24 protein-coding genes are annotated in these 23,906 nt (G+C 73.1%); 16 read left to right on the forward strand and 8 right to left on the reverse strand.

All coding sequences use genetic code 11. The annotated features are described in order from the left end of the window. Positions 1-94: 94 nt before the first annotated feature. A complete protein-coding gene (locus AMK27_RS08005; RefSeq protein WP_073904252.1) occupies positions 95-748 on the reverse strand; it encodes a TetR/AcrR family transcriptional regulator in 654 nt (217 codons plus the stop codon). A 67-nt stretch (positions 749-815) separates the two neighbouring features. Continuing rightward, on the reverse strand, positions 816-1,610 hold the full coding sequence (locus AMK27_RS08010) for an IclR family transcriptional regulator (protein WP_073904253.1): 795 nt from the start codon (positions 1,608-1,610) through the stop codon (positions 816-818). Between the two features lie 200 nt (positions 1,611-1,810). Here AMK27_RS08010 and AMK27_RS44510 point away from each other — a divergent pair, with 200 nt between their 5' ends. From AMK27_RS44510 to AMK27_RS08045, 8 genes are all read left to right on the forward strand, one after another. After that, on the forward strand, positions 1,811-1,948 hold the full coding sequence (locus AMK27_RS44510; protein ID WP_374119630.1) for a putative leader peptide: 138 nt from the start codon (positions 1,811-1,813) through the stop codon (positions 1,946-1,948). A 574-nt stretch (positions 1,949-2,522) separates the two neighbouring features. Continuing rightward, positions 2,523-3,545, forward strand: a complete 1,023-nt coding sequence (locus tag AMK27_RS08015; RefSeq protein ID WP_073904255.1) for an ABC transporter substrate-binding protein — start codon at positions 2,523-2,525, stop codon at positions 3,543-3,545. 57 nt (positions 3,546-3,602) lie between these two features. Beyond that, positions 3,603-4,661 (forward strand): ABC transporter substrate-binding protein, encoded by a 1,059-nt coding sequence (locus tag AMK27_RS08020; RefSeq protein WP_073904256.1) that lies wholly within the window; start codon positions 3,603-3,605, stop codon positions 4,659-4,661. 122 nt (positions 4,662-4,783) lie between these two features. After that, complete coding sequence (locus AMK27_RS08025) at positions 4,784-5,683, forward strand: ABC transporter permease (protein WP_073905824.1); 900 nt, start codon at positions 4,784-4,786, stop codon at positions 5,681-5,683. Beyond that, positions 5,680-6,504: an ABC transporter ATP-binding protein gene (locus tag AMK27_RS08030; RefSeq protein ID WP_073904258.1), complete on the forward strand. Its 825-nt coding sequence runs from the start codon at positions 5,680-5,682 to the stop codon at positions 6,502-6,504. Before AMK27_RS08025 ends, AMK27_RS08030 begins: the two co-directional genes overlap by 4 nt. Continuing rightward, a complete protein-coding gene (locus AMK27_RS08035; RefSeq protein ID WP_073904260.1) occupies positions 6,501-7,373 on the forward strand; it encodes an ABC transporter substrate-binding protein in 873 nt (290 codons plus the stop codon). Before AMK27_RS08030 ends, AMK27_RS08035 begins: the two co-directional genes overlap by 4 nt. Then, on the forward strand, positions 7,370-8,452 hold the full coding sequence (locus AMK27_RS08040) for an LLM class flavin-dependent oxidoreductase (RefSeq protein ID WP_073904261.1): 1,083 nt from the start codon (positions 7,370-7,372) through the stop codon (positions 8,450-8,452). Before AMK27_RS08035 ends, AMK27_RS08040 begins: the two co-directional genes overlap by 4 nt. Positions 8,453-8,595: 143 nt before the next feature. Beyond that, positions 8,596-8,853, forward strand: a complete 258-nt coding sequence (locus tag AMK27_RS08045) for a WhiB family transcriptional regulator (protein ID WP_051819792.1) — start codon at positions 8,596-8,598, stop codon at positions 8,851-8,853. A 126-nt stretch (positions 8,854-8,979) separates the two neighbouring features. On the opposite strand, the gene AMK27_RS08050 is transcribed toward AMK27_RS08045, so the two are convergent. From AMK27_RS08050 to AMK27_RS08065, 4 genes are all read right to left on the reverse strand, one after another. Continuing rightward, positions 8,980-9,954 (reverse strand): acyl-ACP desaturase, encoded by a 975-nt coding sequence (locus AMK27_RS08050; protein ID WP_073904263.1) that lies wholly within the window; start codon positions 9,952-9,954, stop codon positions 8,980-8,982. 376 nt (positions 9,955-10,330) lie between these two features. Then, entirely contained in the window at positions 10,331-11,974 is a 1,644-nt protein-coding gene (locus tag AMK27_RS08055; protein WP_073904265.1) for an ABC-F family ATP-binding cassette domain-containing protein, read from the reverse strand. Positions 11,975-12,236: 262 nt separating this feature from the next. Further along, positions 12,237-12,653, reverse strand: coding sequence for an SsgA family sporulation/cell division regulator (locus AMK27_RS08060; protein ID WP_073904266.1), 417 nt, complete (start codon positions 12,651-12,653; stop codon positions 12,237-12,239). A gap of 184 nt (positions 12,654-12,837) precedes the next feature. Beyond that, positions 12,838-13,302, reverse strand: coding sequence for a (4Fe-4S)-binding protein (locus AMK27_RS08065; protein ID WP_073904268.1), 465 nt, complete (start codon positions 13,300-13,302; stop codon positions 12,838-12,840). 106 nt (positions 13,303-13,408) lie between these two features. On the opposite strand from AMK27_RS08065, the gene AMK27_RS08070 reads away from it, so the two are divergent. After that, entirely contained in the window at positions 13,409-14,476 is a 1,068-nt protein-coding gene (locus AMK27_RS08070; protein WP_073904270.1) for a WD40/YVTN/BNR-like repeat-containing protein, read from the forward strand. A gap of 64 nt (positions 14,477-14,540) precedes the next feature. Here the strand turns inward: AMK27_RS08070 and AMK27_RS08075 are convergent, their stop codons facing one another. Then, entirely contained in the window at positions 14,541-14,840 is a 300-nt protein-coding gene (locus AMK27_RS08075) for a YciI family protein (protein WP_073904271.1), read from the reverse strand. Between the two features lie 125 nt (positions 14,841-14,965). Here AMK27_RS08075 and AMK27_RS08080 point away from each other — a divergent pair, with 125 nt between their 5' ends. Genes AMK27_RS08080 through AMK27_RS08085 form a run of 3 tightly spaced genes read left to right on the forward strand, consistent with a single transcriptional unit; the run spans position 14,966 to position 16,231 of the window. Continuing rightward, complete coding sequence (locus AMK27_RS08080; RefSeq protein ID WP_073904273.1) at positions 14,966-15,679, forward strand: endonuclease V; 714 nt, start codon at positions 14,966-14,968, stop codon at positions 15,677-15,679. A gap of 49 nt (positions 15,680-15,728) precedes the next feature. Then, positions 15,729-15,863, forward strand: a complete 135-nt coding sequence (locus tag AMK27_RS44140) for a hypothetical protein (protein ID WP_274535738.1) — start codon at positions 15,729-15,731, stop codon at positions 15,861-15,863. Next, positions 15,860-16,231 (forward strand): VOC family protein, encoded by a 372-nt coding sequence (locus AMK27_RS08085; protein WP_073904275.1) that lies wholly within the window; start codon positions 15,860-15,862, stop codon positions 16,229-16,231. Before AMK27_RS44140 ends, AMK27_RS08085 begins: the two co-directional genes overlap by 4 nt. Before the next feature lie 91 nt (positions 16,232-16,322). Here AMK27_RS08085 and AMK27_RS08090 read toward each other — a convergent pair whose 3' ends face one another. Continuing rightward, positions 16,323-17,573, reverse strand: a complete 1,251-nt coding sequence (locus AMK27_RS08090) for a saccharopine dehydrogenase family protein (RefSeq protein WP_079188293.1) — start codon at positions 17,571-17,573, stop codon at positions 16,323-16,325. Positions 17,574-17,837: 264 nt separating this feature from the next. Here AMK27_RS08090 and AMK27_RS08095 point away from each other — a divergent pair, with 264 nt between their 5' ends. From AMK27_RS08095 to AMK27_RS08110, 4 genes are all read left to right on the forward strand, one after another. Beyond that, positions 17,838-18,995, forward strand: coding sequence for a CaiB/BaiF CoA transferase family protein (locus AMK27_RS08095; RefSeq protein WP_073904277.1), 1,158 nt, complete (start codon positions 17,838-17,840; stop codon positions 18,993-18,995). Between the two features lie 88 nt (positions 18,996-19,083). Next, on the forward strand, positions 19,084-20,235 hold the full coding sequence (locus tag AMK27_RS08100; RefSeq protein WP_073904279.1) for an acyl-CoA dehydrogenase family protein: 1,152 nt from the start codon (positions 19,084-19,086) through the stop codon (positions 20,233-20,235). A gap of 88 nt (positions 20,236-20,323) precedes the next feature. Continuing rightward, on the forward strand, positions 20,324-21,538 hold the full coding sequence (locus AMK27_RS08105; protein ID WP_073904281.1) for an acetyl-CoA C-acetyltransferase: 1,215 nt from the start codon (positions 20,324-20,326) through the stop codon (positions 21,536-21,538). Positions 21,539-21,585: 47 nt separating this feature from the next. Next, the gene (locus tag AMK27_RS08110) at positions 21,586-23,760 is read left to right on the forward strand and encodes a 3-hydroxyacyl-CoA dehydrogenase NAD-binding domain-containing protein (RefSeq protein WP_073904283.1); all 2,175 of its coding nucleotides are present in this window, start codon (positions 21,586-21,588) and stop codon (positions 23,758-23,760) included. The last annotated feature ends 146 nt before the right edge of the window (positions 23,761-23,906 follow it).

The following is a 23,906-nucleotide window of genomic DNA, read 5'->3' on the forward strand; positions in this document are numbered from 1 at the left end:
GGCGGGGCCGGGGCGGTGCGACCGCCCTTGCGCGGTGCGGGGGCGAGAGGTGCCGGGCTGTGGGACCGCCCCTTGCCCGCCGCGCCTCGTCCGGCTACGCGGCGTCGAGCGCGGCCCGTCCCCGGTCCGTGGCCGAGGCGCGCAGCCGGGCGGTGATCCCCCGCTCGGCGCGGTCGTACGTCCGCGTGTCGCCCAGCAGGACGGACTGGGCGTTGGCCGCCTCCATGAGGGCGACCACCTCGAAGGCGAGCTGGTCCGCGTCCAGGTCCGAGGCGAAGTCGCCGACCGCCTGAGCCTCCGTCAGAGACGTCTCCACGTACGTGTTCCAGTCGCGGCGGGCCTGGGCCACGGCGTCATGGACCGGGCCCGTACGGGCGTCGAATTCGGCCGAGACCGCGTAGAAGAAGCAGCCGCCGGCGAAGACCCGGTCCGAGGAGTACGTGAGCCAGTTCCGGCACAGCTCGCGCACCCGCCGAGCCCCCGGCGGCACATCCTTCAGCGGAAGGACGACGTTCTCGGCGAAGACGGCGGCCGCGGCCCTGATGGTGGAGAGCTGGAGCTCCTCCTTCGAGCCGAAGAGGGCGAAGACGCCGCTCTTGCTCAGCTGGAGCTCGGTGGCGATCCGGCCGAGGGAGAGGCCGTCGAGCCCTTCGACCGAGGCGATGTCCATGGTCCGGCCGAGCACGAGCCGACGGGTCTGGTTCCCGCGCTCGACGCGCCCGTCGGTCTTGGTCCCGGTGTCGCTCATGTCCCCATCCTACTGAACGCACGACCGTGCGGAAACTTTCCGGCCGGTGGTCCGCCGTCCGTCCGGGCTAGCCCGCCCGTTCGCCGGGGTCCCTGCGCTCCGCCGGGGCCAGCAGCAGCACCTCCAGGGCGCGGGCGCAGGCCCGGGCCTGCGCCAGATACCAGTCGAGACGGGCGTCGGTGATGAGCTCCGGTGTCGCCCGTACGGCGAGTGCGAAGCGCGCGTGCCCCGTCCGTTCCAGGACCGGCACGGCCACGGTCCGTACCCCGTGCGCCGACTCCCCGTCGTTGAGGGCGTATCCGGCCTCACGTACGCGCGCCAACTCGGCCGTGAGCGCGGGAGGTTCGACGATGGTCCGCTCGGTGAACGCGTACAGCGGCGGCAGGGAGCGCGGGCCCGCCTCGCCCGCCCGGGGCCAGGCGAGGAGCACCTTCCCGAGCGCCGTCGAGTGCAGCGGCCGGCGCAGGCCCACCTTCGGCGTCACCGAACCGCCCGCGACGATCACCACGTGCGGGCCGCTCCGCAGAGCCAAGTCGGCGGTTGCGCCGGTCCGTTCGGCGAGATCCGACAGCTCGGGCGCGGCCAGGTGCAGTCCCCGCTGGTGGTACGAGAGCCGGCCCAGCTCCGTCATCGCCGGGCCGAGCCGGTAGCGGGCGGTCCGGGCGTCCTGCTCCAGGAATCCCGCGCCGAGCAGGGTCCGGGCGAGACGGTGCGCGGTGGACGTGGAGAGTCCGAGGCGTCGCGCGAGGTCGGAGGCGCTCAGGTCGGGCCCGTTGTCATGGAAGCAGTGCAGTACGTCCAGTGCGCGGCGGACCGCCTGGGCGCCCGCCGGGGGTCGGGCGATGCCGGCCTCGGTCGTCATAGGGTTCGCTCCCCGTGGGTGATCGGGCTCCCACGCTCCCACATGGCGGGAGCCGAATCAGGGATCGGGCGAGGTCGGAAACACGCCGTTCATACGCAATCCCACATCGTGGGAGACGAGTTGTCGGCGGCGGAGCTTCCGTGGCAGGGTTCCGGCCAAGCCACCACAGCGGCACCGAGCCGGAGGGAGCAGGGCCAGCCATGAACGCACGACGCACCGACCGACGCACCGCACGTCGCACCGCGCGATGTGGGCCCACCGCCCCTCCCGCGCCGCTCGCCCTCACCCGGCGCCGTCACATCGACCTGGCGCGGGTCGCGGGGGCCGGCTGTCGCTGAGGCGGCGCGCTGACGTCGTCGGCCGAAACCCTCCCGGGGAACGCTCGCGGTGAGGGTGCCGCGACGGCGTGAGGGGTGCTCCGGCATCGCCCCCGGTACGAGATTCGGTCCCGTGCGGGTGTTCCGCCTCCGGCGGGAACCGTTCCCACGTGAGGGTCCGGTTCCGCGTCAGGGTCCGGTGTCACGCCGGGTGCGGTTCCGCGCCGGGTCCGGTGCCACGCCGGGTCCGGCCCCTGTGGGGCCTGCCTCCTCGCCAGGACCCGTTCCCCGTGCCAGGGACTCGTTCCCATGCCAGGGCCCGTTCCCACGCCAGGGGGCGCGTCCGCTCGGAGCACCTCCCGCCCGCCTTCCCGGCGCGCGCCCCATCGGCCCGTCCGACCGCCCTGTCCCCAGGTCTCCCTCCGCGTCCCCCTCCCGTGCCTCCGGCACACCCGTAGCCCCGTGCCCCCGCACTCCCTTCGCCTCTGCCGTCGCCCTGACCCTGCCCCGCCGTCGCTCGCCGCTCCCTCGCGCCCGGTCCCGGGCGCCACCCGGCCACCCGCCCCTCGCCCCCTTCACCCCGGGAAGTCCCGCCATGACGTCTGCCCGCGTGCCCGACACGCTCTGGTTCACCCGCTGCCCCGTTCCCACCGCCACCGGCGTCGCCGCCGATCGCGGCTGGCTGGAGGGGGAGTTCGCGCCCGACGGCATCGCCGTCCGCTCCCTCCAGGACGCCGAGCCAGGTGCCGACCGCGCCACCCACTTCACCCACGCGCTGCCCGGCCTCTTCCGCGAGGGCGGCAACGTACCGGCGCTGTGGGCCCGTTCACGCGGTGAACGGACCCGGCTCGTCGGCCTCACCTGGATCGAGGAACGCCAGGTGGTGCTCGTCGCCCCCGGCTCCCCGGCCCGGGGAGCCGCCGCCCTGCGGGGGCTGCGGCTCGCCCTGCCCCGGCACCCGGTCCCCATCGACTTCTGGCGGGCGATGGCCCTGCGCGGCTTCGAGGGCGCACTCGCCTCCGCCGGGTACGGGCTCGACGACGCACGCCTCGTCGACGTACCCGCCGACGGGCACCTGGGCCAGTGGGCCGCCGAGCTGGACGCCCTGCGCCGGGGCGAGGTCGACGCCGTCTACGTGAAGGGCGCCCTCGCCGTCGAGGCGGCCCGCAGGGCCGGGGCCGAGGTGGCCGTGGAACTCGACGCGCTCCCCGACCCCGCGCACCGCGTCAACAACGGCACCCCCCGTCCCCTCACCGTGCACCAGGACCTCCTGGACGAGCACCCCGAACTCGTCGCCCGCTTCCTCGCCGTTCTGCTCCGCGCCGCCGACTGGGCCGCCGACGAGCCGGCCGAGGTCGCCCGGATCCTCGGCGCCGAGACCGGTGCGGGCGCCGAGGGAGTGGCCGGGGCCTACCGGCCCGGCACCCACCGCACGCTCCACCCGGACCTGTCCGACGCCCGCCTCGACCTGCTCGCCCAACAGGAGGCGGCCCTGCGGGCCCATGCGTTCCTGCCCGAGGCCGTCGACGTACGCGCCTGGGCCGACCCGGAGCCGCTGCGGCAGGCCCGCCGACGGGCCGCCGCCCCGGTCGGGACGTCGCCGCGGCCGACTCCGTAGCCGGCTGCCCCGCCACCGCCCCCTCGCCCACCCTCCGCATCCCGAAGGACGACCGCCATGCGCCCACTCGCCCCCGTCACCCCGCCCGCCACGCGCACCACTCGCCTCGCTCTGGCGGTCCTGGCCGCCTTCTCCGTCCTCACCGCCTGCGGCGGCGGCAGCCCCGCAGCCGACGCGGCCGTCGGCGAGGGCGACGGTAACGGGGGGAAGGGAGCGAAGGGAACGATCACCATCCGCATCCCGGACCCCGGGAACGCCGGGGTCCTCGCCCGGGGAAAGAAGGACGGGAGCCTCGACAAGGCGCTCGCCGCGGTCGGCGCCAAGGTGGCGTGGACCGGCAGCGCCGGTCCCTTCGCGCCCGCCGCCCAGGCGATGAACGCCGACCAGCTCGACATCGCGACCGGCTCGATCACCTCCGGCATCACCTCCCTCTCCCAGAGCCCCGGTTTCGCCTTCTTCACCGCCACGGCACCGGACCCCGTCGGCGAGGGCATCCTCGTCCGCCCGGACTCGGACATCGACTCCGTCGAGGACCTCGTCGGCCGCAAGGTCGCCGTCAACAAGGGAGGCACCGGCGAGTACCTGCTCCTCAAGGCCCTCGCCAAGGCCGGAGTGCCTGCGGACAAGGTCGAGCGGGTCTATCTGCGCCCCGACCAGACCGCCGCCGTCTTCAACGCCGGCCAGGTCGACGCCTGGGCCGTCTGGTCCACCTACGCCGTCGCCGAGATCGGCGCGGACAAGGCCCGCTTCGTCGCCGACGGCACCGCCATCGGATCCGACAACTACAGCCTCAACGCCGTCCGTTCGGGCTTCGCCAAGGAGCACCCCGAGGTCGTCAAGGCGCTCTACGCCTACCTCCACGAGAACAGCGCGAAGGAGAAGAAGGACCCGGCCGCCTACCTGAACGTCTTCACCGACGCCGGCCCCACCGCTGTCAACGGCAAGGCCAAGGACGTCCAGATCTCCTTCACCGGCAAGGGAGGCACCGTCGACCCGATCCGGCCCGAGGACATCAAGCGCTTCGAGACGGTCGCCCGGTTCTACGCCGACCAGAAGGTCACGCCGAACAAGGTCGACATCGCCGCCCACCTCATCGACATCGAGAAGCTGTCATGACGGCCGCCCCGACCGCCGGAGCGGCAACGACCGACGCAGCCCCTGCCACCGCCACCGCCGACGCGGCAACGGCCGACGCAGCCACCGCCGACGCGACAACGACCGGCGCCGCCACCAGCGCCATCGCCACCACCACCGCCGCACCCTCCGCGCCCGCGCCCCCTCCTGCGAAGGAGTCACCAGCGGACCGGGACACCGGCAGCACCGCCGGACTCGTCACCCCCCGGCCCCATCTCCGCCGCTCCCGCTCCCGTACGTACTCCCTCACCGTCCGCGCCCTCGGCCCGGTCGCCCTCCTCGCCCTCTGGTGGACGTCCTCCGCCACCGGCGTCCTCACCCCCGACGTGCTGGCCTCCCCCGCTCAGGTCGTCGACGCCGTCGGAGAACTGTGGGGCAACGGGCAGCTGCCCGACGCGCTCGCCACCTCTCTCACCCGCTCGGGGATCGGCCTCGTCATCGGTCTCGCCGCCGGACTCGCCCTCGGCATCACCACCGGCTTCACCCGGCTCGGCGACGAGCTGCTCGACTCCTCGCTCCAGACCCTCCGCACGATCCCGTTCCTCTCCCTCGTCCCCCTCTTCATGGTCTGGTTCGGGATCAACGAGACCGCGAAGATCCTGCTCATCGCGGTCGCCACCACCTTCCCGATGTACGTCTCGACGAGTGGGGGCGTCCGCAACACCGATCGCAAACTCGTCGAGGCCATGCGCAGTTTCGGGCTCGGACGGCTCGCGATCGTGCGCCAGGTCGTCCTCCCCGGCGCCCTGCCCTCGCTCCTCGCCGGTCTGCGGCTCTCCATGACGCTCAGCGTCATCGCGCTCATCGCCGCCGAGGAGATCAACGCCACCGAGGGCATCGGCTATCTGATGTCCCAGGCCCAGAGCTACGCCCGCACCGACATCCTCGCCGTCTGCATCCTGGTCTACGGTCTGCTCGGCCTCACCGCCGACGTCCTCGTCCGCGGCCTGGAGCGGGTCCTCATGCCCTGGCGCACGGCCGGCCCCGGGGGAGGAGCCCGATGACCCCGTCCTCCACGTCTTCCGCCACGGCGGTCCGGGTCCGCGGTCTGCGCCGCGTCTTCGGCAGCCGGCCCGTCCTGGACGGACTCGAACTCGACCTGAGGAGAGGCGAGTTCCTCGCCCTTCTCGGCGCGAGCGGCAGCGGCAAGACGACCCTGCTCCGCATCCTCGGCGCCCTCGACGGAGCCGACGCGGGAGAGGCGCTCGTCCCCGAGGCCCGCACGATCGTCTTCCAGGAGCCCCGGCTCATCCCGTCCAAGAAGGTCCTCGCCAATGTGACCGTCGGCCTCCCGCGCGGCGCCGCGACCCGCGCCACCGGGCTGCGGGCGCTCGCCGAGGTCGGTCTCGAACGTCACGCCGACGCCTGGCCCGCCACCCTCTCCGGCGGTGAGGCCCAGCGCGTCGCGCTCGCCCGCGCCCTGGTCAGGGAGCCCGAACTCCTGCTCCTCGACGAGCCGTTCGCCGCGCTCGACGCGCTGACCCGGCTCCGGATGCAGGACCTGGTCGGCGAACTGCGCCGGATCCACCGCCCGGCCGTTCTCCTCGTGACCCACGACGTCGACGAGGCCGTGCGCCTCGCCGACCGGGTCGCCGTCCTGCGGGACGGCCGGCTGGTCACCGACGAGCCCGTCACCGTCCCCCGCCCCCGCGACCCCGGCGACCCGGCCTTCGTGGCCCTGCGCCGCCGCCTCCTCGCCGACCTGGGCGTCCACGCGCCCGAGGAAGCGGCCACGTCCACGGCCGCAGCCCCGGCCGCACCCACGTCCACGGCCCCGTCCACCCCCGAGCCCGCCCCCGCACCCTCCGAAGGAGTCTCCGCATGAGCGTCGTCATCGGTGTCCACCGCAGCAACCCCTCCCTCTACCACCTCTCCCGACTCGGCTACGCGGAGGAGGAACTCGCCGCGCTCGGCGAGACCGTGACCTGGCACCCGTACACCGACGGGGTCCGCACCGGTGCCCATCTCGCCGACGGCACCATCGACTTCGGCGGCACCGGCTCCACCCCGCCGGTCACCGCGCAGGCCGCCGGGCACGACATCGTCTACACCGCCGTCTCGGCGCCCCGCCCCGACCACGGCGCGCTCCTCGTCCCCGAGGACAGCCCGGTCCGCACCGTCGCCGACCTGAAGGGCGGCACCGTCCACCTGGCCGTCGGCTCCTGGCAGACCCACCTCGTCGCCAAGGCCCTGGACGACGCGGGGCTCTCGTACGCCACCGACATCACGGCCGTACGCGCCGACGGAGGCAGCGAGGAGCGGCTCCGTACCGGAGCGATCACCGCCTGGGTGGCCCAGGGCGCCGAGCTCGCGGCGGCCCGCCGCACCGGCGGACTGCGCACCCTGATCCGTACCGGCGAGGTCATCACCGACCGGTCCGTCTTCTTCACCCGCCGCGACCTCGCCGAGCAGCGGCCCGAGGTGGTGCAGGCGCTCACCCGGGCGCTCCGGCGGGCCGACGACTGGGCCGCCGCGCACCCGCGCGAGGCCGCCGAGATCGCCGCCGCGGACCAGGGCGGCACGGTCGACGACTGGGAGACGGCGCTGCGCGCCCTGCCCTGGACGATCGAGGAGGTCGGCGCGGACTTCGTCGCCGAGCAGCAGCAGGCGGCCGACATCTTCCACCGCACCGGGTTCATCGACCGCGCGATCAGCGTCGCCGACGCCCTGCCTCGGAAGGCCGGATCCCGATGACCTCACCGGCACCCGAAGTCCTCTGGTACATCATCCCGCGCGAGGGCGCCTACCCCTGGGAGCCGGCGGGCCGCCGCCCGGTCGACCTCGGCTACCTCGCGCAGCTCGCCGGCACCGTCGAACGCCTCGGCTACACCGGCGCGTTGCTCGCCACGGACCTCTACGACGTGTGGCCGCTGGGCTCGGCGCTCGCGGCCTCCACGAGCACCCGGTTCAAGCCGCTGCTCGCCGTCCACCCGGGGCTGATCGCGCCGACCCTGCTCGCCAAGATGGCGCTGAGCTTCGACAACCTGTTCGGCGGGCGGCTCCGCTTCAACGTCGTCAACGGTTCCACCGCCTCCCTGCGCGAGTACGGGCTCCACGTCGAGCACGACGAGCGGTACGAACTGAGCGCCGAGTACTGGTCGATCGTCAAGCGGCTGACGGCCGGCGAGGTCTTCGACCACAAGGGCCGCTTCTACGACCTCAGGAACGCCGGCGCCTCCTTCCGCGACCTGCGGCCCGTCCAGGAACCGCACGTCCCGCTCTGGTTCGGCGGATCCTCGGCGCCCGGGATCGAGATGGCCGCCGAGCACGTCGACGTCTACCTCACCTGGGGCGAGCCGCCGCACCTGCTGAAGGAGAAGCTCGACCACGTACGGGCCCGGGCCGCCGCCCACGGCCGCACGCTCCGCATCGGTCTGCGTCTCCACCTCATCGTCCGCGACACCGAGGACGAGGCCTGGGCGGCGGCCGACCGCCTCCTGGACGTCACCAGCGAGGCGACGTACGCCCGGCAGCTCGGCGAGCGGGCGGGCGAGGACGGCGTGGGCTGGCAGCGCCAGTTCCGCCAGCACGGCGGCAGGGTGCCGGCCAGGGCGCGCGAGCTGGAGACCCACCCGAACCTCTGGCCCGGCATGAGCCTGTTCCGGCCCGGTCCCGGCACCGCGGTCGTCGGCTCCACGGCCCAGGTCGTGGAGCGGCTGAAGGAGTACCAGGACCTGGGCGTGGACACCTTCATCCTCTCCGGCAACCCCCTCCTGGAGGAGGCCTACCGGGTGGCCGAGACGGTCCTCCCCGCCCTGGGGGTCACCATCTGAGGTCCAGGACGGCCCACTCGGTGAACGGTTCCTCCTGGACGTGGCCGCAAAGAGTTTCGGCGCGCCGCGTTGCGAACGGTCGCGAACGCCGCATTGATCGAACGTTGATGGCTCGTTTACGGCGCTCCGGCAGCGTGTACGGCATGCAGACCTACACCACCGTACTGACCGCACCGGAGCCCGACATGTCCTGGCAGGAGACCGCTCTGTGCGCCCAGGCAGGGCCGGAGTTCTTCTTCCCGGCGCCCGGCTCGTCCACCCGCGAGGCCAAGCAGCTGTGCGGCGCCTGCGAGGGGCGGGTGGCGTGCCTGGAGTACGCGCTGCGCAACGACGAGCGGTTCGGCGTGTGGGGCGGCCTCTCCGAGAAGGAGCGGTTCCGTCTCAAGCGCCGAGAGGGCTGAACCGGGGGCGCGGACGCCTCGACGCGGGGGTGCGAGGGGTCCGGGAGCACGACAGGACGGGCGCGGCGGGCTGATCACAGCCTGCCGCGCCCGTCCGTCGTGTCGTCCGGTGACCCGAAGGGTCGCTCAGCCGGCCGCGCGGGCGGCCATGCGGGCCTTGCGGGCGGCGAGCTTCTCGTCGAACTTGCTGGCCTCGGAGTCCAGGCCGTTCATGTACAGCCCCAGCTCCTCCTGCGCCTGCAGACCCTCCGGCCCGAGGCCCTCGATCTGGAGGACCTTCAGGAAGCGGAGGACGGGCTGGAGCACGTCGTCGTGGTGGATGCGCATGTTGTAGATCTCGCCGATCGCCATCTGCGCGGCGGCCCGCTCGAAGCCGGGCATGCCGTGTCCGGGCATCCGGAAGTTGACCACGACGTCCCGCACGGCCTGCATGGTCATGTCGGGGGCGATCTCGAAGGCCGCGCCCAGCAGGTTGCGGTAGAAGACCATGTGCAGGTTCTCGTCGGTGGCGATCCGGGCCAGCATCCGGTCGCAGACCGGGTCGCCGGACTGGTGGCCGGTGTTGCGGTGCGAGATGCGGGTGGCGAGCTCCTGGAAGGCGACGTACGCCACGGAGTGCAGCATCGAGTGGCGGTTGTCGGACTCGAAGCCCTCGCTCATGTGCGCCATCCGGAACTGCTCCAGCTTGTCCGGGTCGACGGCGCGCGAGGCGAGCAGGTAGTCGCGCATCACGATGCCGTGCCGGCCCTCCTCGGCGGTCCAGCGGTGCACCCAGGTGCCCCAGGCGCCGTCGCGGCCGAAGAGGCTGGCGATCTCGTGGTGGTAGCTCGGGAGGTTGTCCTCGGTGAGCAGGTTGACGACGAGGGCGATCTTGCCGATCTCGGTCACCTTGGACTGCGCCGGGTCCCAGGCCTCCCCGTCCTCGAAGAAGCCGGGGAAGTTGCGGGCGTCGGACCACGGCACGTACTCGTGCGGCATCCAGTCCTTGGTGACCTTCAGGTGCCGGTTGAGTTCCTTCTCCACGACCTCTTCCAGCGCGTAGAGCAGCCGCGCGTCGGTCCACCCTGTCGAGCTGCCGAGGTGGGGAGAGGTGAGCGTCACGGGGACTCCTGGGGACGGAGAGAGGGCATACGGGCATACCTACGAATCCGTAGGTTACGAGACCGTAGGTTAAGGCTCCGTAAGGCGTCGGCCAAGCCCGTCCCGGCGATGTCCGGTTACGTTCCGTTATGTGCGCTGCTCCGGTGGGGCGCCGGAGATGCAGGTCACGTCCTGGGGACCCTGGGGCAGGCCTCAGGAAAACTACGCAGAGCAGACGCCCGGCGGCTCGGCGCAGTCGTCCGGCGACCGAAGCGGATGGCTTTCCGGGGCCGGGTCGGCGGTGCGTGACCCGAAGCGGATGGCTTTCCGGGGCTGCGGGGTCCGGCTCCGCAGGCCCGGGCCCCGGGCCCCGCAGCCCCGGGCCCCGCAGCCGGTCCTACCGGGGGCTCGCCGCCGCCTCCCGTACCTCCTCCGCCGTCGTCGGCCGCAGCTCGCCGTCGAGCAGCAGCCAGCGGGTGATCCCCAGCGACTCCAGGAACGCCACGTCGTGGCTCGCCACGATCAGCGCCCCTTCGTACGCGTCGAGGGCCGCCGTCAGCTTCCGCACCGACGCCATGTCCAGGTTGTTCGTCGGCTCGTCCAGCATCAGCAGCTGAGGAGCCGGCTCCGCGAGGAGCAGTGCCGCGAGCGTCGCCCGGAACCGCTCCCCGCCCGACAGGGTGCCCACGGCCTGATCCGCCCGGGCGCCCCGGAACAGGAACCGCGCCAGCCGCGCCCTGATCGTGTTCCCGGTCGCCGCCGGCGCGAACCGGGCCACGTTCTCCACCACGCTCAACCCGTCGTCGAGGACGTCGAGCCGCTGCGGAAGGAAACGGAGCGGGACCCGCGGCTCGGTCTCGCCCGCGACCGGATCGAGCTCTCCGGCGATCGTCCGCAGCAGCGTCGTCTTCCCGGCGCCGTTCCTCCCGACCAGCGCGATCCGCTCCGGACCCCGCAGCTCGAACTCCCCGGCCACCCGGGCCCCGTACCGCAGCTCCAGGTTCCGCAGGAAGAGCACCTCGCGGCCCGGCGGCACGGAGGTGCGGGGCAGTTCGACGCGGATCTCGTCGTCGTCCCGCACCGCCTCCACCGCGGCGTCGAGCCGCTCCCTGGCCTCCGAGAGGCGCTCGGTGTGCAGCGCCTTGTGCTTGCCGGCCGAGACCTGGGCCTCGCTCCTGCGGTTGTTCGCCACGATCTTCGGAACGACCTTGTTCTCGAAGCTCTTCTGCCCGTACCGCTTCCGGCGGGCCAACTTCATCTGGGAGTCGGCGAGTTCCCGCTTCTGCCGCTGGACGTCCGCCTCGGCGACGCGGACCATCCGCTCCGCCGCGTCCTGTTCGGCGGCGAGCGCGGCCTCGTAGTCGGAGTAGGAGCCGCCGTACCAGGTGACGGCTCCGTCCCGCAGATCGGCGATCTGGTCGACGCGCTCCAGGAGTTCACGGTCGTGGCTGACCACGACCAGGACTCCGGACCAGTTCTCCACCGCCTCGTACAGCCGCCCGCGGGCGTGCAGGTCCAGGTTGTTGGTCGGCTCGTCGAGGAGCAGCACATCGGGCCGGGCGAGCAGCAGGGCGGCGAGGCGCAGCAGGACCGACTCGCCGCCCGAGACCTCGCCGACGGTCCGGTCGAGGCCGACCGCGCCGAGCCCGAGCTGGTCGAGGGTGGCGCGGGCCCGCTCCTCGACGTCCCAGTCGTCGGCGAGGACGGTGAAGTGCTCCTCGGCCGGGTCGCCCGCCTCGATGGCGTGCAGGGCCGCCCGCTTCGCGTCGATGCCGAGGATCTCGTCCACGCGCCGGGAGGTGTCGAGCACCAGGTTCTGGGGGAGGTGGCCGAGCTCGCCGGTGACCCGGACCGTGCCGGAGGCCGGGGTCAGCTCGCCGGCGATCAGCCTCAGGAGCGTCGACTTGCCCGAGCCGTTGAGTCCGACGAGCCCGGTGCGGCCGGGGCCGACCGTGAGCCGGAAGTCGTCGACGACCTCGGTTCCGTCGGGCCAGGAGAAGGAGAGCGAGGTACAGGTGATGAACGTGGGGTGATGCGCCATGGAGGCCTCCCGGATGCGTGAGCGCAGACGTGGTGTGATGCGAACGCGTGGAGACACCGGGGCGCGGGCTGTCTGTCGTCAGAACGGCTCGTACGCCGAGGTCGAGAACGGCACACGCGGCACAGAGGGCACGCGCGGCACGGTGTCTCGCAACCTCAGACGAGCAACGTCCTTCTCCGATCGGACGACGACATGACGTGAAGAACGGTAGGCCGGAGAGCGGGGGAGGGGCAATCGAATTACCGACCGCCCCGCGGCGGGGCTACGGATGCCCGCGCAGCAGCTCCGCCAGATCGTGGTCCCAGTCCAGGTACTGGTGCTCGCGCCCGGCCGGCACCAGGTGCTGCGAGCGCGCGAGGAACCGGCGCAGTTCCGACGTCCGGACATGGACCATGGCCACGCCTTCCGGGGCGTGGAACTCGACCACCGTGCGGTCGTACCCGTACGGACGGAGGCGTACGTCCCCGACGCCGGCCGGGCGCTCGACGCCCTGGACGAGCAGTTCGCGCGCGAAGGCCCAGGAGACCTCGACACCCTCCAGGGTCGCCGGAGGAGGGAACGCCATGCTCACGGCGTACGGGTCCTCGCGGTCGTACCGCAGGGTGGCGGGGACGGTCTCCATCCGCGGAGCGGATGCGACCAGTCGGGCCTGGACGGCCTGCTCGATGACGGCGGACACCACCGGCTCCTTTCGCGCGGACTTCGGATCCTGTGCGTCTCCCCGACACGGGGGCACCTGACACCTGACAAGACGAGCGGAGCGGCCGGAACGTGCACTCCGGATGTGCGTGAGCTGCGTCACGGACGCCTCGGAGGCCGGGGCGCGGCGCCGCGTCGGCCTGATCGCCGCAGGCAGGAACGGGTCAGCGTGCTTCGGGTACGTCGTCGTCCGGCTCGGCGCAGGGACCGGAGTGGTCGCAGTACGGCTGGTTTCCGGAGGCTCCGCAGCCGCAGAGCATCACCCGTGTCTCGTGCCGGTCGCCGTACGCGCCGCTCACGAGCAGGTCCCCGCGCATCACGAGCTGACCGGACGGCGTCCGGCGGACGGAGGCGGGGGAGTCGGGGTGCTCGACGGAGCCGTCCGCCGGGTGGTACTGCAGCGCCCCGGAGGGGCACCGGCGGACGACCTCCGCCACCAGACCGGCCTCGGCGGCGTCGGGAAGCACCCACGGACGCCGGGAGAGATCGAAGACCTCGGGCAGCCCGTGCACGCACTCCGCCGCGTGCAGACACCGGCGCGGCTCGAACGTGACGGTGATGCCCTCGCCCTCGTACTCCTTGAGCTTCGGCTTCTCGTCGGGCGCTCGCTCGCTCGTACGGTCGGTCATGCCACCCAGCCTAGGAACGCCCCGCGGGGGACGCACCCTGGACGGGGAGGGGCGGGGGGCACTAGCTTCCGGCGCCATGACGTCCATGGGGAACACGAGACGATTGATGTCGGTGGGACTGATCGGGGCGGCGCTCGCGCTGACCCTGGCCGCGCCCGCGCGAGCCGGGGAGACCCCCACGGCAGCGACCGACGCGAACACGGCCGGCTGGCACCTGACGCCGACCGGTACCGACGCCCGATTCCGCGGGCTCGCGCCCGTCGACCGCAGGACCGCCTGGGCCGCGGGCTCCAAGGGGACCGTGCTGCGGACCACCGACGGCGGCCGGAGCTGGCGAAACGTCTCGCCGCCGGGCGCGGGCGAGCTGGAGTTCCGTGACGTGGAGGCGTTCGACGCCCGCCGGGCCGTCGTCCTCGCCATCGGGGAGGGCGAGGCCTCGCGCGTGCTGCGCACCGAGGACGGCGGCGCCACCTGGACCGAGTCCTTCCGCAACACCGATCCGCGGGCCTTCTACGACTGCATGACCTTCTTCGACCGCCGGCACGGACTCGCCATGAGCGACCCGGTCGACGGCAGGTACCGCATCCTCTCCACCCGTGACGGCGGCCGTTCCTGGCAGGTGCTGCCGAACACCGGGATGCCGGACGCGCTCCCCGGCGAGGCGGGCTTCGCCGCGAGCGGCCAGTGCCTGGTGTCGGCGGGGCCGCGTGACGTGTGGCTGGCGACGGGCGGCGGCGCCACCGCGCGCGTGCTCCACTCCGCCGACCGGGGGCTGACCTGGACCGCCACCGACACGCCGATCCCGGCGGGCGACCCGGCCCGCGGCGTCTTCGGCCTCGCCTTCCGCGACCGCGCGCACGGCATCGCCGTCGGCGGCGACTACCGCAAGGACCAGCCGTCCCCGCAGGCCGGCGCGGTCACCGGGAACGGGGGCCGCGGCTGGCGGGCATCGGCGACGCCGCCGCCCGCGTACCGCTCCGGCGTCGCGTGGCTCCCGCACAGCAGGAACGCGGCGCTCGCCGTCGGCCCGACCGGCACGGACCTCACCACCGACGGGGGCCGCACCTGGCGCACGGTCGACACCGGCTCGTACGACACGGTGGACTGCACGCCGGACGGCTCCTGCTGGGCGGCGGGCGAGAAGGGCAGGATCGCCCGACTCGGCAGGCCCTGACGGGCCTTCGGGCGTGAGGAGGCAGGGGAGGGGGCCCCGACGGTGACGGCCTCCCCGGGGACCGTCAGGAGGGGAGCTGCTCCCGGAAGGCGGCGAGCTCCTCGGCGGTCTTCGTCGCGTAGAACTCCGTGATCCGGTACGCGCAGACGCCCTCGACGCTGAACGGGTCGGCCGCGACGATCTTCTCGATCTCCGCGCGGTCGACCCCGGCGGCCAGGATCACGCCGCCGTCGCGCGGGTTCTTGCGCCCCGAGGCGACGATGACGCCGGCGGCGTACTGCGCGTCGAGCCACTCGACGTGCGCGTCGAGCAGCGCGTCCACGCGCTCGACCGGCGCGGTGTAGGTCAATTCCAGAACGAACATGATCGCCAGGCTACCGGGCGGGCCCGGACCGCGGCGGACCGTCCCAGCCCCCGGACCGCGCTTCCGCGGAGACAGGGTACGCAGCTGGGAGTCGGCCGGTCGGCGACCCTAGGCTGGGCCGCATCATGACGATCATCGAGATTCCGGCGGGCTGGCCCGCCGACGAGCCCACCGCCCGGACCGTCCAGCAGGAGCTGCGCGGACGCCTCGTGCACGACGAGGACGGGCCGGCGGTCGGCGAGGGCCATGTCACGGGGCTCGACGTGGCCTACGACGACGAGCGCGATCTCGTCGCCGCCGCGGCCGTCGTCCTCGACGCGCGGACCCTGGAGGTGGTGGAGGAGGCGACGGCGGTCGGCCGGGTCTCGTTCCCGTACGTCCCCGGTCTGCTCGCCTTCCGGGAGATCCCGACGGTCCTCGCCGCTCTCGACCGGCTGACCGCCGACCCCGGCCTCCTCGTGTGCGACGGCTACGGCCTCGCCCACCCCCGCCGCTTCGGCCTCGCCAGCCACCTCGGGGTACTCACGGGCCGGCCGTCGATCGGCGTCGCGAAGAACCCCTTCACCTTCACGTACGACCAACCTGGCCCGGAACGAGGCGACTTCGCCCCGCTCCTGGCGGCCGGCGAGGAGGTCGGGCGCGCCCTGCGCACCCGGGCCCGGGTGAAACCGGTCTTCGTCTCCGTCGGCCACCGGGTCTCCCTGGCGAACGCCTGCGCCCACACCCTGCACCTCACTCCCCGCTACCGCATCCCCGAGACGACCCGCCACGCGGACTCGCTGTGCCGCAGCGCCTTGAAGGAGGCCCTCGGGGAGGCGCTCGGGGAGCGGGCAAGCTGAGTACCTGTACGGATACCGGCTCGTGCGGGGCACCGGCAGAGTGGGGCGCATGACAACACCCCTTTCCGTCGCGCCGCGTTCCACGGGGCGCGGCCCGAACCCGACCCGCCGCGGGGCCGTTCCGGCCACCTCCGCGCGGGTCGGCGCCGCCCTGTACGTCTCCGCCGACGAGGTCTCGGAGTGATCGGGCGACTGCGGTGCCTCGTGCTCGACTGCCCCGACGCGTGGGAACTCGCCGCCTTCTACCGGAAGTTGATCGGAGGTGAGGTGGTCGGCCCCGAGCCCCGATGGGCCGTCGGTGAGGGGGCGGCCGTGTTGCGCGGGGACAGCGGCCCCGTCCTCGCCTTCCAGAGCGTGGCCGACCACCGGCCGCCCGTCTGGGGTGCGCCGGAGCAGCAGTTCCACCTCGACGTGCGGGTCGACGACCTCGACGCCGCGCACCAGGCCGTCCTCGCGCTCGGGGCCGAGTCGCTCGACGACGGCGGCGACGGGGCGGCCTGGCGGGTCTACGCCGACCCCGCCGGCCACCCCTTCCGTCTCGTGCTGCCCTGAGCTCGTACGGCCTGACTCTTGTGCGGCCCTGATGTCCGAGGGGCACCGGCCCGCACGGCCCTGCCGCCTCCCCCGTTCCCGGCCCCGCCGCTCAGCCCCGGTGCGCCACCCGGAAGCGGATGCCCGCCGCCCGTAGCCGGTCGATGAGCGCGTCGCCCATCGCCGCTGCCGTCGTCACCTGGCCCGACGTCTTCGGCAGCGGGTCGAAGGCGAGGCTGAGCGCCGACTCGGCGAGCATCTTCGCCGTCTCGTCGTACCCGGGGTCACCGCCCGATACCTCGGTGAACACCCGGCGTCCGCCGCCCTCGCCGACGAAGCGAACCGAGAACCAGCTGCGGGCCCGACGCTCGGCGGACGGGCCCTGGCCCGCCTGGTAACGCTCCATCAGCCAGGCCCGTACCGGCGGAAGTTGGGCGGCCGTCACGCCCGCCCCGATGGCCGCGGTGCCCCCGAGGGCCATCGGGAGCGTCTTCACGGAGGCGTAGTGCCGGTAGCGGAAGTCGGGCCCGTACCGGTCGATGGCCGCCGCCGAGCGTGCCACGACCTGCGGGTCGAGCGTCGGCAGCGGCAGCGCCCAGGTCCCGGTCTCCCGGCTGAACCGAGGCCCGCCCAGCGGTGCGCGGGCCCGACGTCCGACCAGTCGCGGTTCGTGCAGCCGCCGTTCGTGCGCCGCCCGCAGGATCTCGCGGCCCCGGCCGAACGCGGTCAGCGCGGACGCGAAGGTGCCACCGGAGAACTGCGCCCCGGCCCGGACGAAGCCGTCCACCCGGAGCGGTACGTCCGCCGGGAGCTGCTGGACGGTGAAGTACACGCCCAGGTCGTGCGGGACGGAGTCGAAGCCGCAGGCGTGCACGATGCGGGCGCCGGTCTCCCGGGCGCGCGCGTCGTGCCGCACGTACGTCAGGTCGACGAACTCGGCCTCGCCGGTGAGGTCCACGTAGTCCGTTCCCGCCTCGGCGCACGCGCCGACGAGCCCGTCGCCGTACCAGACGTAGGGGCCGACGGTCGTGGCCACCACCCGGGCGGACCGGGCGAGTTCACGCAGCGAGCCGGGATCGGCGGCGTCCGCGACGACCAGCGGGAGCTCGGCGCAGTGCGGCCATCGCGCGGCCAGCCGTTCGCGCAGCGCCGTGAGTCCGGCGCGGTTGCGTCCCGCGAGCGCCCAGCGGCACTCCGCGGGCGCGTGCGCGGCCAGGTACTCGGCCGTGAGTTCGCCGACGAAACCGGTCGCCCCGAAGAGGACCACGTCGTAGGCCCTGGCCGCCCCGGCTCCCGCCGCCGGCGCCGCCGCGCGCTCGTGCCGCGCTCCGGCTCCCCGTCCCGCGTCCGCCCCTGTGTCCATACAGACCCTCATCTCGGCCGTGCCGCGGCGCCGTGCGCGGCTCTCGTCGTCGGCGGAGGATAGCGGGTCCCGCACCGCGTCCCGCCGCCGCCCTACTCCCGAGTACCTGTCCCGGGTAACCGCGAGTACGCCCCTCTTCCCGCCCCCTCTCCCGCCGCGGGCAATTTCCAAGCGCTTGCTCGGCCGGGGGGCTTGTGCCGAGTGGAACACGTTCCTAGCATCTCCGGTGTTACATCATTGGTGTCACACACGTCTGGGGGCTCGATGAGCACGACGCACACCGCCGGGAACGGCCCGCTCACCGGGGTACGCGTGGTCGAGCTCGCCGGCATCGGCCCCGGCCCCTTCGCCGCGATGCTCCTCGCCGACCTCGGCGCCGACGTCGTACGCGTCGACCGCCCCGGCGGCCCGGGCCTGGGCATCGACCCCGCCCGCGACCTCACCAACCGCAACAAGCGCTCGGCCGTCGTCGACCTCAAGGCGGCGGACGGCCCCTCCACCGTCCTCGACCTCGTCGAACGCGCCGACATCCTCATCGAGGGCTACCGGCCCGGCGTCGTCGAACGCCTCGGCGTCGGCCCCGACGCCTGCCTCGCCCGCAACCCGCGCCTCGTCTACGGCCGGATGACCGGCTGGGGCCAGGACGGCCCGCTCGCCACGACCGCCGGCCACGACATCGGCTACATCGCGATCACCGGCGCCCTCGGAATGATCGGCCCCGACCCCGACGGCCCGCCCACCATCCCCGCCAACCTCGTCGGCGACTACGCGGGCGGCTCCCTCTACCTCGTCGTCGGCGTCCTCGCCGCCCTCCAGCACGCCCGCGCGCACGGCGAGGGCCAGGTCGTCGACGCGGCGATCGTCGACGGCACCGCCCACCTCACCACCATGATCCACGGCATGCTCGCCGCCGGCGGCTGGCAGGACAGGCGGGGCGTCAACCTCCTGGACGGCGGCTGCCCCTTCTACGGCGTCTACGAGACCTCCGACGGCGGCCACATGGCGGTCGGCGCGCTGGAGGAGCAGTTCTACGACGAGTTCGTCCGCCTCCTCGGCATCGAGGAGGCCGCCCCCGCCCGCCGCGACTTCGGCCGCTGGCCCGAACTCCGCGAGGCCGTCGCCGACCGCTTCCGGAGCCGTACCCGCGAGGAGTGGACCGCCGCCTTCGAGGGCAGCGACGCCTGCGTCGCCCCCGTCCTCTCGCTGCGCGAGGCCCCCGCCCACCCCCACCTCGCCGCCCGCGGCACCTTCACCGAGCAGGGCGGCATCGCCCAGCCCGCCCCCGCGCCCCGCTTCTCCGTCACCCCCGGCACCCTCCGCAGGGGACCCGCCCTGCCCGGCGCCGACACCGCCGAGGTCGCCCGCGACTGGGCCGTACCCGCCCTGGAGAGCCCGGCCGGGACCCCGGAGTCCGAGAAGTGAACCGCCCGGCCCCGACGACCCGGGGCCCAGGCCCGGACGACCCGGGAGCCCGCGTGAACCGACCGACCCAGACCCAGGAGACCGCCGTATGAAGCGCCAGCTCTACACCGCCGACCACGAGGCCTTCCGGGCCACCGTCCGCACCTTCCTGGAGAAGGAGGTGCTGCCCCACTACGCGCAGTGGGAGAAGGACGGCATCGTCTCCCGCGAGGTCTGGCTCGCCGCCGGACGGCAGGGCCTCCTCGGGATCGCCGTCGACGAGGAGTACGGAGGCGGCGGCAACCCCGACTTCCGCTACGCGTCGGTCCTCGCCGAGGAGTTCACCCGGGCCGGCACCCCCGGGCTCGCCATCGGACTCCACAACGACATCATCGGCCCGTACCTCACCTCGCTCGGCACCGAGGAGCAGAAGCGCCGCTGGCTGCCCGGCTTCTGCTCCGGCGAGATCATCACCGCCATCGCCATGACGGAACCCGGCGCGGGCTCCGACCTCCAGGGCATCCGTACGACCGCCGAGGACCACGGCGACCACTGGATCCTCAACGGCTCCAAGACCTTCATCTCCAACGGCATCCTCGCCGACCTCGTGGTCGTCGTCGCCCGGACCACCCCCGAGGGAGGCGCCCACGGCCTCTCCCTCCTCGTCGTGGAGCGCGGCGCGGAGGGCTTCGAACGCGGCCGGAACCTCGACAAGATCGGCCAGAAGTCCCAGGACACCGCCGAACTGTTCTTCCACGACGTGCGCGTCCCCAAGGAGAACCTGCTCGGCGAGCTCAACGGGGCCTTCGTCCACCTGATGACCAACCTCGCCCAGGAGCGGATGGCGATCGCCGTCGCCGGCATCGCCGCCGCCGAACACCTCCTGGAGATCACCACCACGTACGTCAAGGAGCGCGAGGCCTTCGGACGCCCGCTCTCCCGGCTCCAGCACATCCGCTTCGAGATCGCCGAGATGGCCACCGAGTGCGCCGTCACCCGCACGTTCGTCGACCGCTGCATCGAGGAGCACAGCGATCCGGACGGGGCCGGGCTCGACGCCGTCCACGCCTCCATGGCCAAGTGGTGGGCGACCGAACTCCAAAAGCGGGTCGCCGACCGCTGTCTGCAACTGCACGGCGGGTACGGCTACATGAGCGAATTCCCGGTCGCGCGCGCCTACACCGACGGCCGGATCCAGACCATCTACGGCGGCACGACCGAGATCATGAAGGAGATCATCGGCCGCTCCCTCCTCGGCTGACGCCCCGCTTCCCCCTTTCCCCTGCCGTTCCCCTCCCCGTTCCACCCACCCTCATCACCCTCATCGCCCTCATCGCGAAAGGCTTCCCGTGAGCACCGAAGCGTACGTGTACGACGCGATCCGCACCCCGCGCGGACGCGGCAAGGCCAACGGCTCCCTGCACGGCACCAAGCCGATCGACCTGGTCGTCGGCCTCATCCGGGAGATCCAGACCCGCAACCCCGGCCTCGACCCGGCAGCCATCGACGACATCGTCCTCGGCGTCGTGGGCCCCGTCGGCGACCAGGGCTCCGACATCGCCCGGATCGCCGCCATCGCCGCCGGACTCCCCGACACCGTCGCCGGTGTCCAGGAGAACCGCTTCTGCGCCTCCGGCCTCGAAGCGGTCAACATGGCCGCGATGAAGATCCGCTCCGGCTGGGAGGACCTCGTCCTCGCCGGCGGCGTCGAGTCCATGTCCCGGGTGCCGATGGCCTCCGACGGCGGCGCGTGGTTCGCCGACCCCATGACGAACCTGGAGACCAACTTCGTCCCCCAGGGCATCGGCGCCGACCTCATCGCCACCATCGAGGGCTTCACCCGCCGCGACGTCGACGAGTACGCCGCCCTCTCCCAGGAGCGCGCCGCGGCCGCCGTCAAGGACGGCCGCTTCACCCGGTCGATCGTCCCCGTCAAGGACCGCGCGGGACTGACCGTCCTCGACCACGACGAGTTCCTCCGCCCCGGCACCACCGCCGACTCCCTCGCCCGGCTCAAGCCCTCCTTCGCCGACATCGGCGAGCTCGGCGGCTTCGACGCCGTCGCCCTGCAGAAGTACCACTGGATCGAGGAGATCGACCACGTCCACCACGCCGGCAACTCCTCCGGCATCGTCGACGGCGCCTCCCTCGTCGCCATCGGCTCGAAGGAGGCCGGCGAGCGCAACGGACTGACCCCCCGCGCGCGGATCGTCTCCGCCGCCGTCTCCGGCTCCGAGCCGACCATCATGCTGACCGGCCCCGCGCCGGCCGCCCGCAAGGCCCTCGCCAAGGCCGGCCTCACCATCGACGACATCGACCTGATCGAGATCAACGAGGCCTTCGCCGCCGTCGTCCTGCGCTTCGTCAAGGACATGGGCGTCACCCTGGACAAGGTCAACGTCAACGGCGGCGCCATCGCCCTCGGCCACCCGCTCGGCGCCACCGGCGCGATGATCCTCGGCACCCTCGTCGACGAACTGGAGCGACAGGACAAGCGCTACGGCCTGGCCACCCTCTGCGTCGGCGGCGGCATGGGCATCGCCACCGTCGTCGAGCGCGTCTGACCGTCCCGTCCGAACCCCTCTTCACGGATCCACGGAGAAGCAGAGACATGAGCGAGAGCACCACCATCCGCTGGGAGCAGGACGCGACCGGGATCGTCACCCTCGTCCTCGACGACCCGAACCAGTCCGCCAACACCATGAACCAGGCCTTCCGGGCCTCGATCACCGCGATCGCCGACCGCGTCGAGGCCGAGAAGGACTCCATCCGCGGCATCATCTACACCTCCGCGAAGAAGACCTTCTTCGCCGGCGGCGACCTCAAGGACATGGTCCAGGCGGGCCCCGAGCACGCCCAGGACATCTTCGACGGCGCCCTCGAGATGAAGAACGCGCTGCGCCGCATCGAGACCCTCGGCAAGCCCGTCGTCGCCGCGATCAACGGCGCCGCGCTCGGCGGCGGCTACGAGATCGCCCTCGCCTCCCACCACCGCGTCGCCCTCGACGCCCCCGGCTCCAAGATCGGCCTGCCCGAGGTCACCCTCGGCCTGCTCCCCGGCGGTGGCGGCGTCACCCGCACCGTCCGCCTCATGGGCATCACCGACGCCCTGCTCAAGGTGCTGCTCCAAGGCACCCAGTACACACCGAGGCGCGCCCTCGACAACGGCCTCGTCCACGAGGTGGCCGCCACCCCCGAGGAGATGATGGCCAAGGCGATCGCCTTCATCGACACCCACCCCGAGTCCCGGCAGCCCTGGGACGTCGCCGGCTACCGGATCCCCGGCGGCACCCCGTCGAACCCGAAGTTCGCCGCCAACCTCCCCGCCTTCCCGGCCAACCTGCGCAAGCAGCTCAACGGCGCGCCCTACCCGGCGCCGCGCGCCATCATGGCCGCCGCCGTCGAGGGCTCCCAGGTCGACTTCGACACCGCCGCCACCATCGAGAGCCGCTACTTCACCGAGCTCGTCACCGGGCAGACGGCGAAGAACATGATCCAGGCGTTCTTCTTCGACCTCCAGGCCGTCAACTCCGGCGCCAGCCGCCCCAAGGGCATCGAGCCCCGCCCCGTCCGCAGGGTCGCCGTCCTCGGCGCGGGCATGATGGGCGCCGGTATCGCGTACTCCTGCGCCCGCGCCGGCATCGAGGTCGTCCTCAAGGACGTCTCCGCCGAGTCCGCGGCGAAGGGCAAGGCCTACTCCGAGGCGCTCTGCGCCAAGGCGGTCAAGCGCGGCCGTACGACCCAGGAGAAGGCCGACGCCCTGCTCGCCCGGATCACGCCGACCGCCGAGGTCAGGGACCTGGCGGGCTGCGACGCGGTCATCGAGGCGGTCTTCGAGGACACGGCGCTCAAGCACAAGGTGTTCCAGGAGATCCAGGCCGTCGTCGAGCCCGACGCGCTGCTCTGCTCCAACACCTCGACCCTCCCGATCTCCGTCCTCGCCGAGGGCGTGGAGCGGCAGGGCGACTTCATCGGGCTGCACTTCTTCTCGCCCGTCGACAAGATGCCGCTCGTCGAGATCATCAAGGGCGAGCGGACCGGCGACGAGACGATCGCCCGCGCCTTCGACCTGGTCCGGCAGATCAACAAGACGCCGATCGTCGTCAACGACTCGCGCGGCTTCTTCACCTCCCGGGTGATCGGCCACTTCATCAACGAGGGCGTCGCCATGGTCGGCGAGGGCATCGAGCCCGCCTCCGTCGAGCAGGCCGCCGCGCAGGCCGGCTACCCGGCCAAGGTCCTCTCCCTGATGGACGAGCTGACCCTGACCCTCCCGCGGAAGATCCGCAACGAGACGAAGCGGGCGGTCGAGGAGGCCGGCGGCACCTGGACCAGCCACCCGGGCGAGGCCGTGATCGACCGCATGGTCGACGAGTTCGGGCGGCCCGGCCGCAGCGGCGGCGCCGGCTTCTACGAGTACGGCGAGGACGGCAGGCGGGGCAAGCTCTGGCCGGGCCTGCGCGAGCACTTCGCCAAGCCCGGGTACGAGATCCCGTTCCGCGACATGCAGGAGCGGATGCTGTTCTCCGAGGCCCTGGACACCGTCCGGCTCCTGGAGGAGGGCGTCCTCACCTCGGTCGCCGACGCCAACATCGGCTCCATCATGGGCATCGGCTTCCCGGCCTGGACGGGCGGCATCCTCCAGTACATCAACGGCTACGAGGGCGGTCTGCCCGGCTTCGTCGCTCGCGCGCGCGAGCTGGCGGAGACGTACGGCGAGCGGTTCACCCCGCCCGCGCTCCTGGTCGCCAAGGCGGAGCGGGGCGAGGCCTTCACCGACGCGTGACGAGCGCCGGGGGCCGGCGCCGGGCCGGCTCCCTCACCGACGCGTGACGGGCATCAGGGGCCGGCGCCCGGCCGGCTCCCTCGCCCACGCCTGACCGGCACAGAAGGCGGGCGCCTGACGGGCACAGAAGGCGGGCGCCTGGCCGG

The organism is Streptomyces sp. CB02009, from assembly GCF_001905825.1.
Classification (GTDB): Bacteria; Actinomycetota; Actinomycetes; order Streptomycetales; family Streptomycetaceae; genus Streptomyces.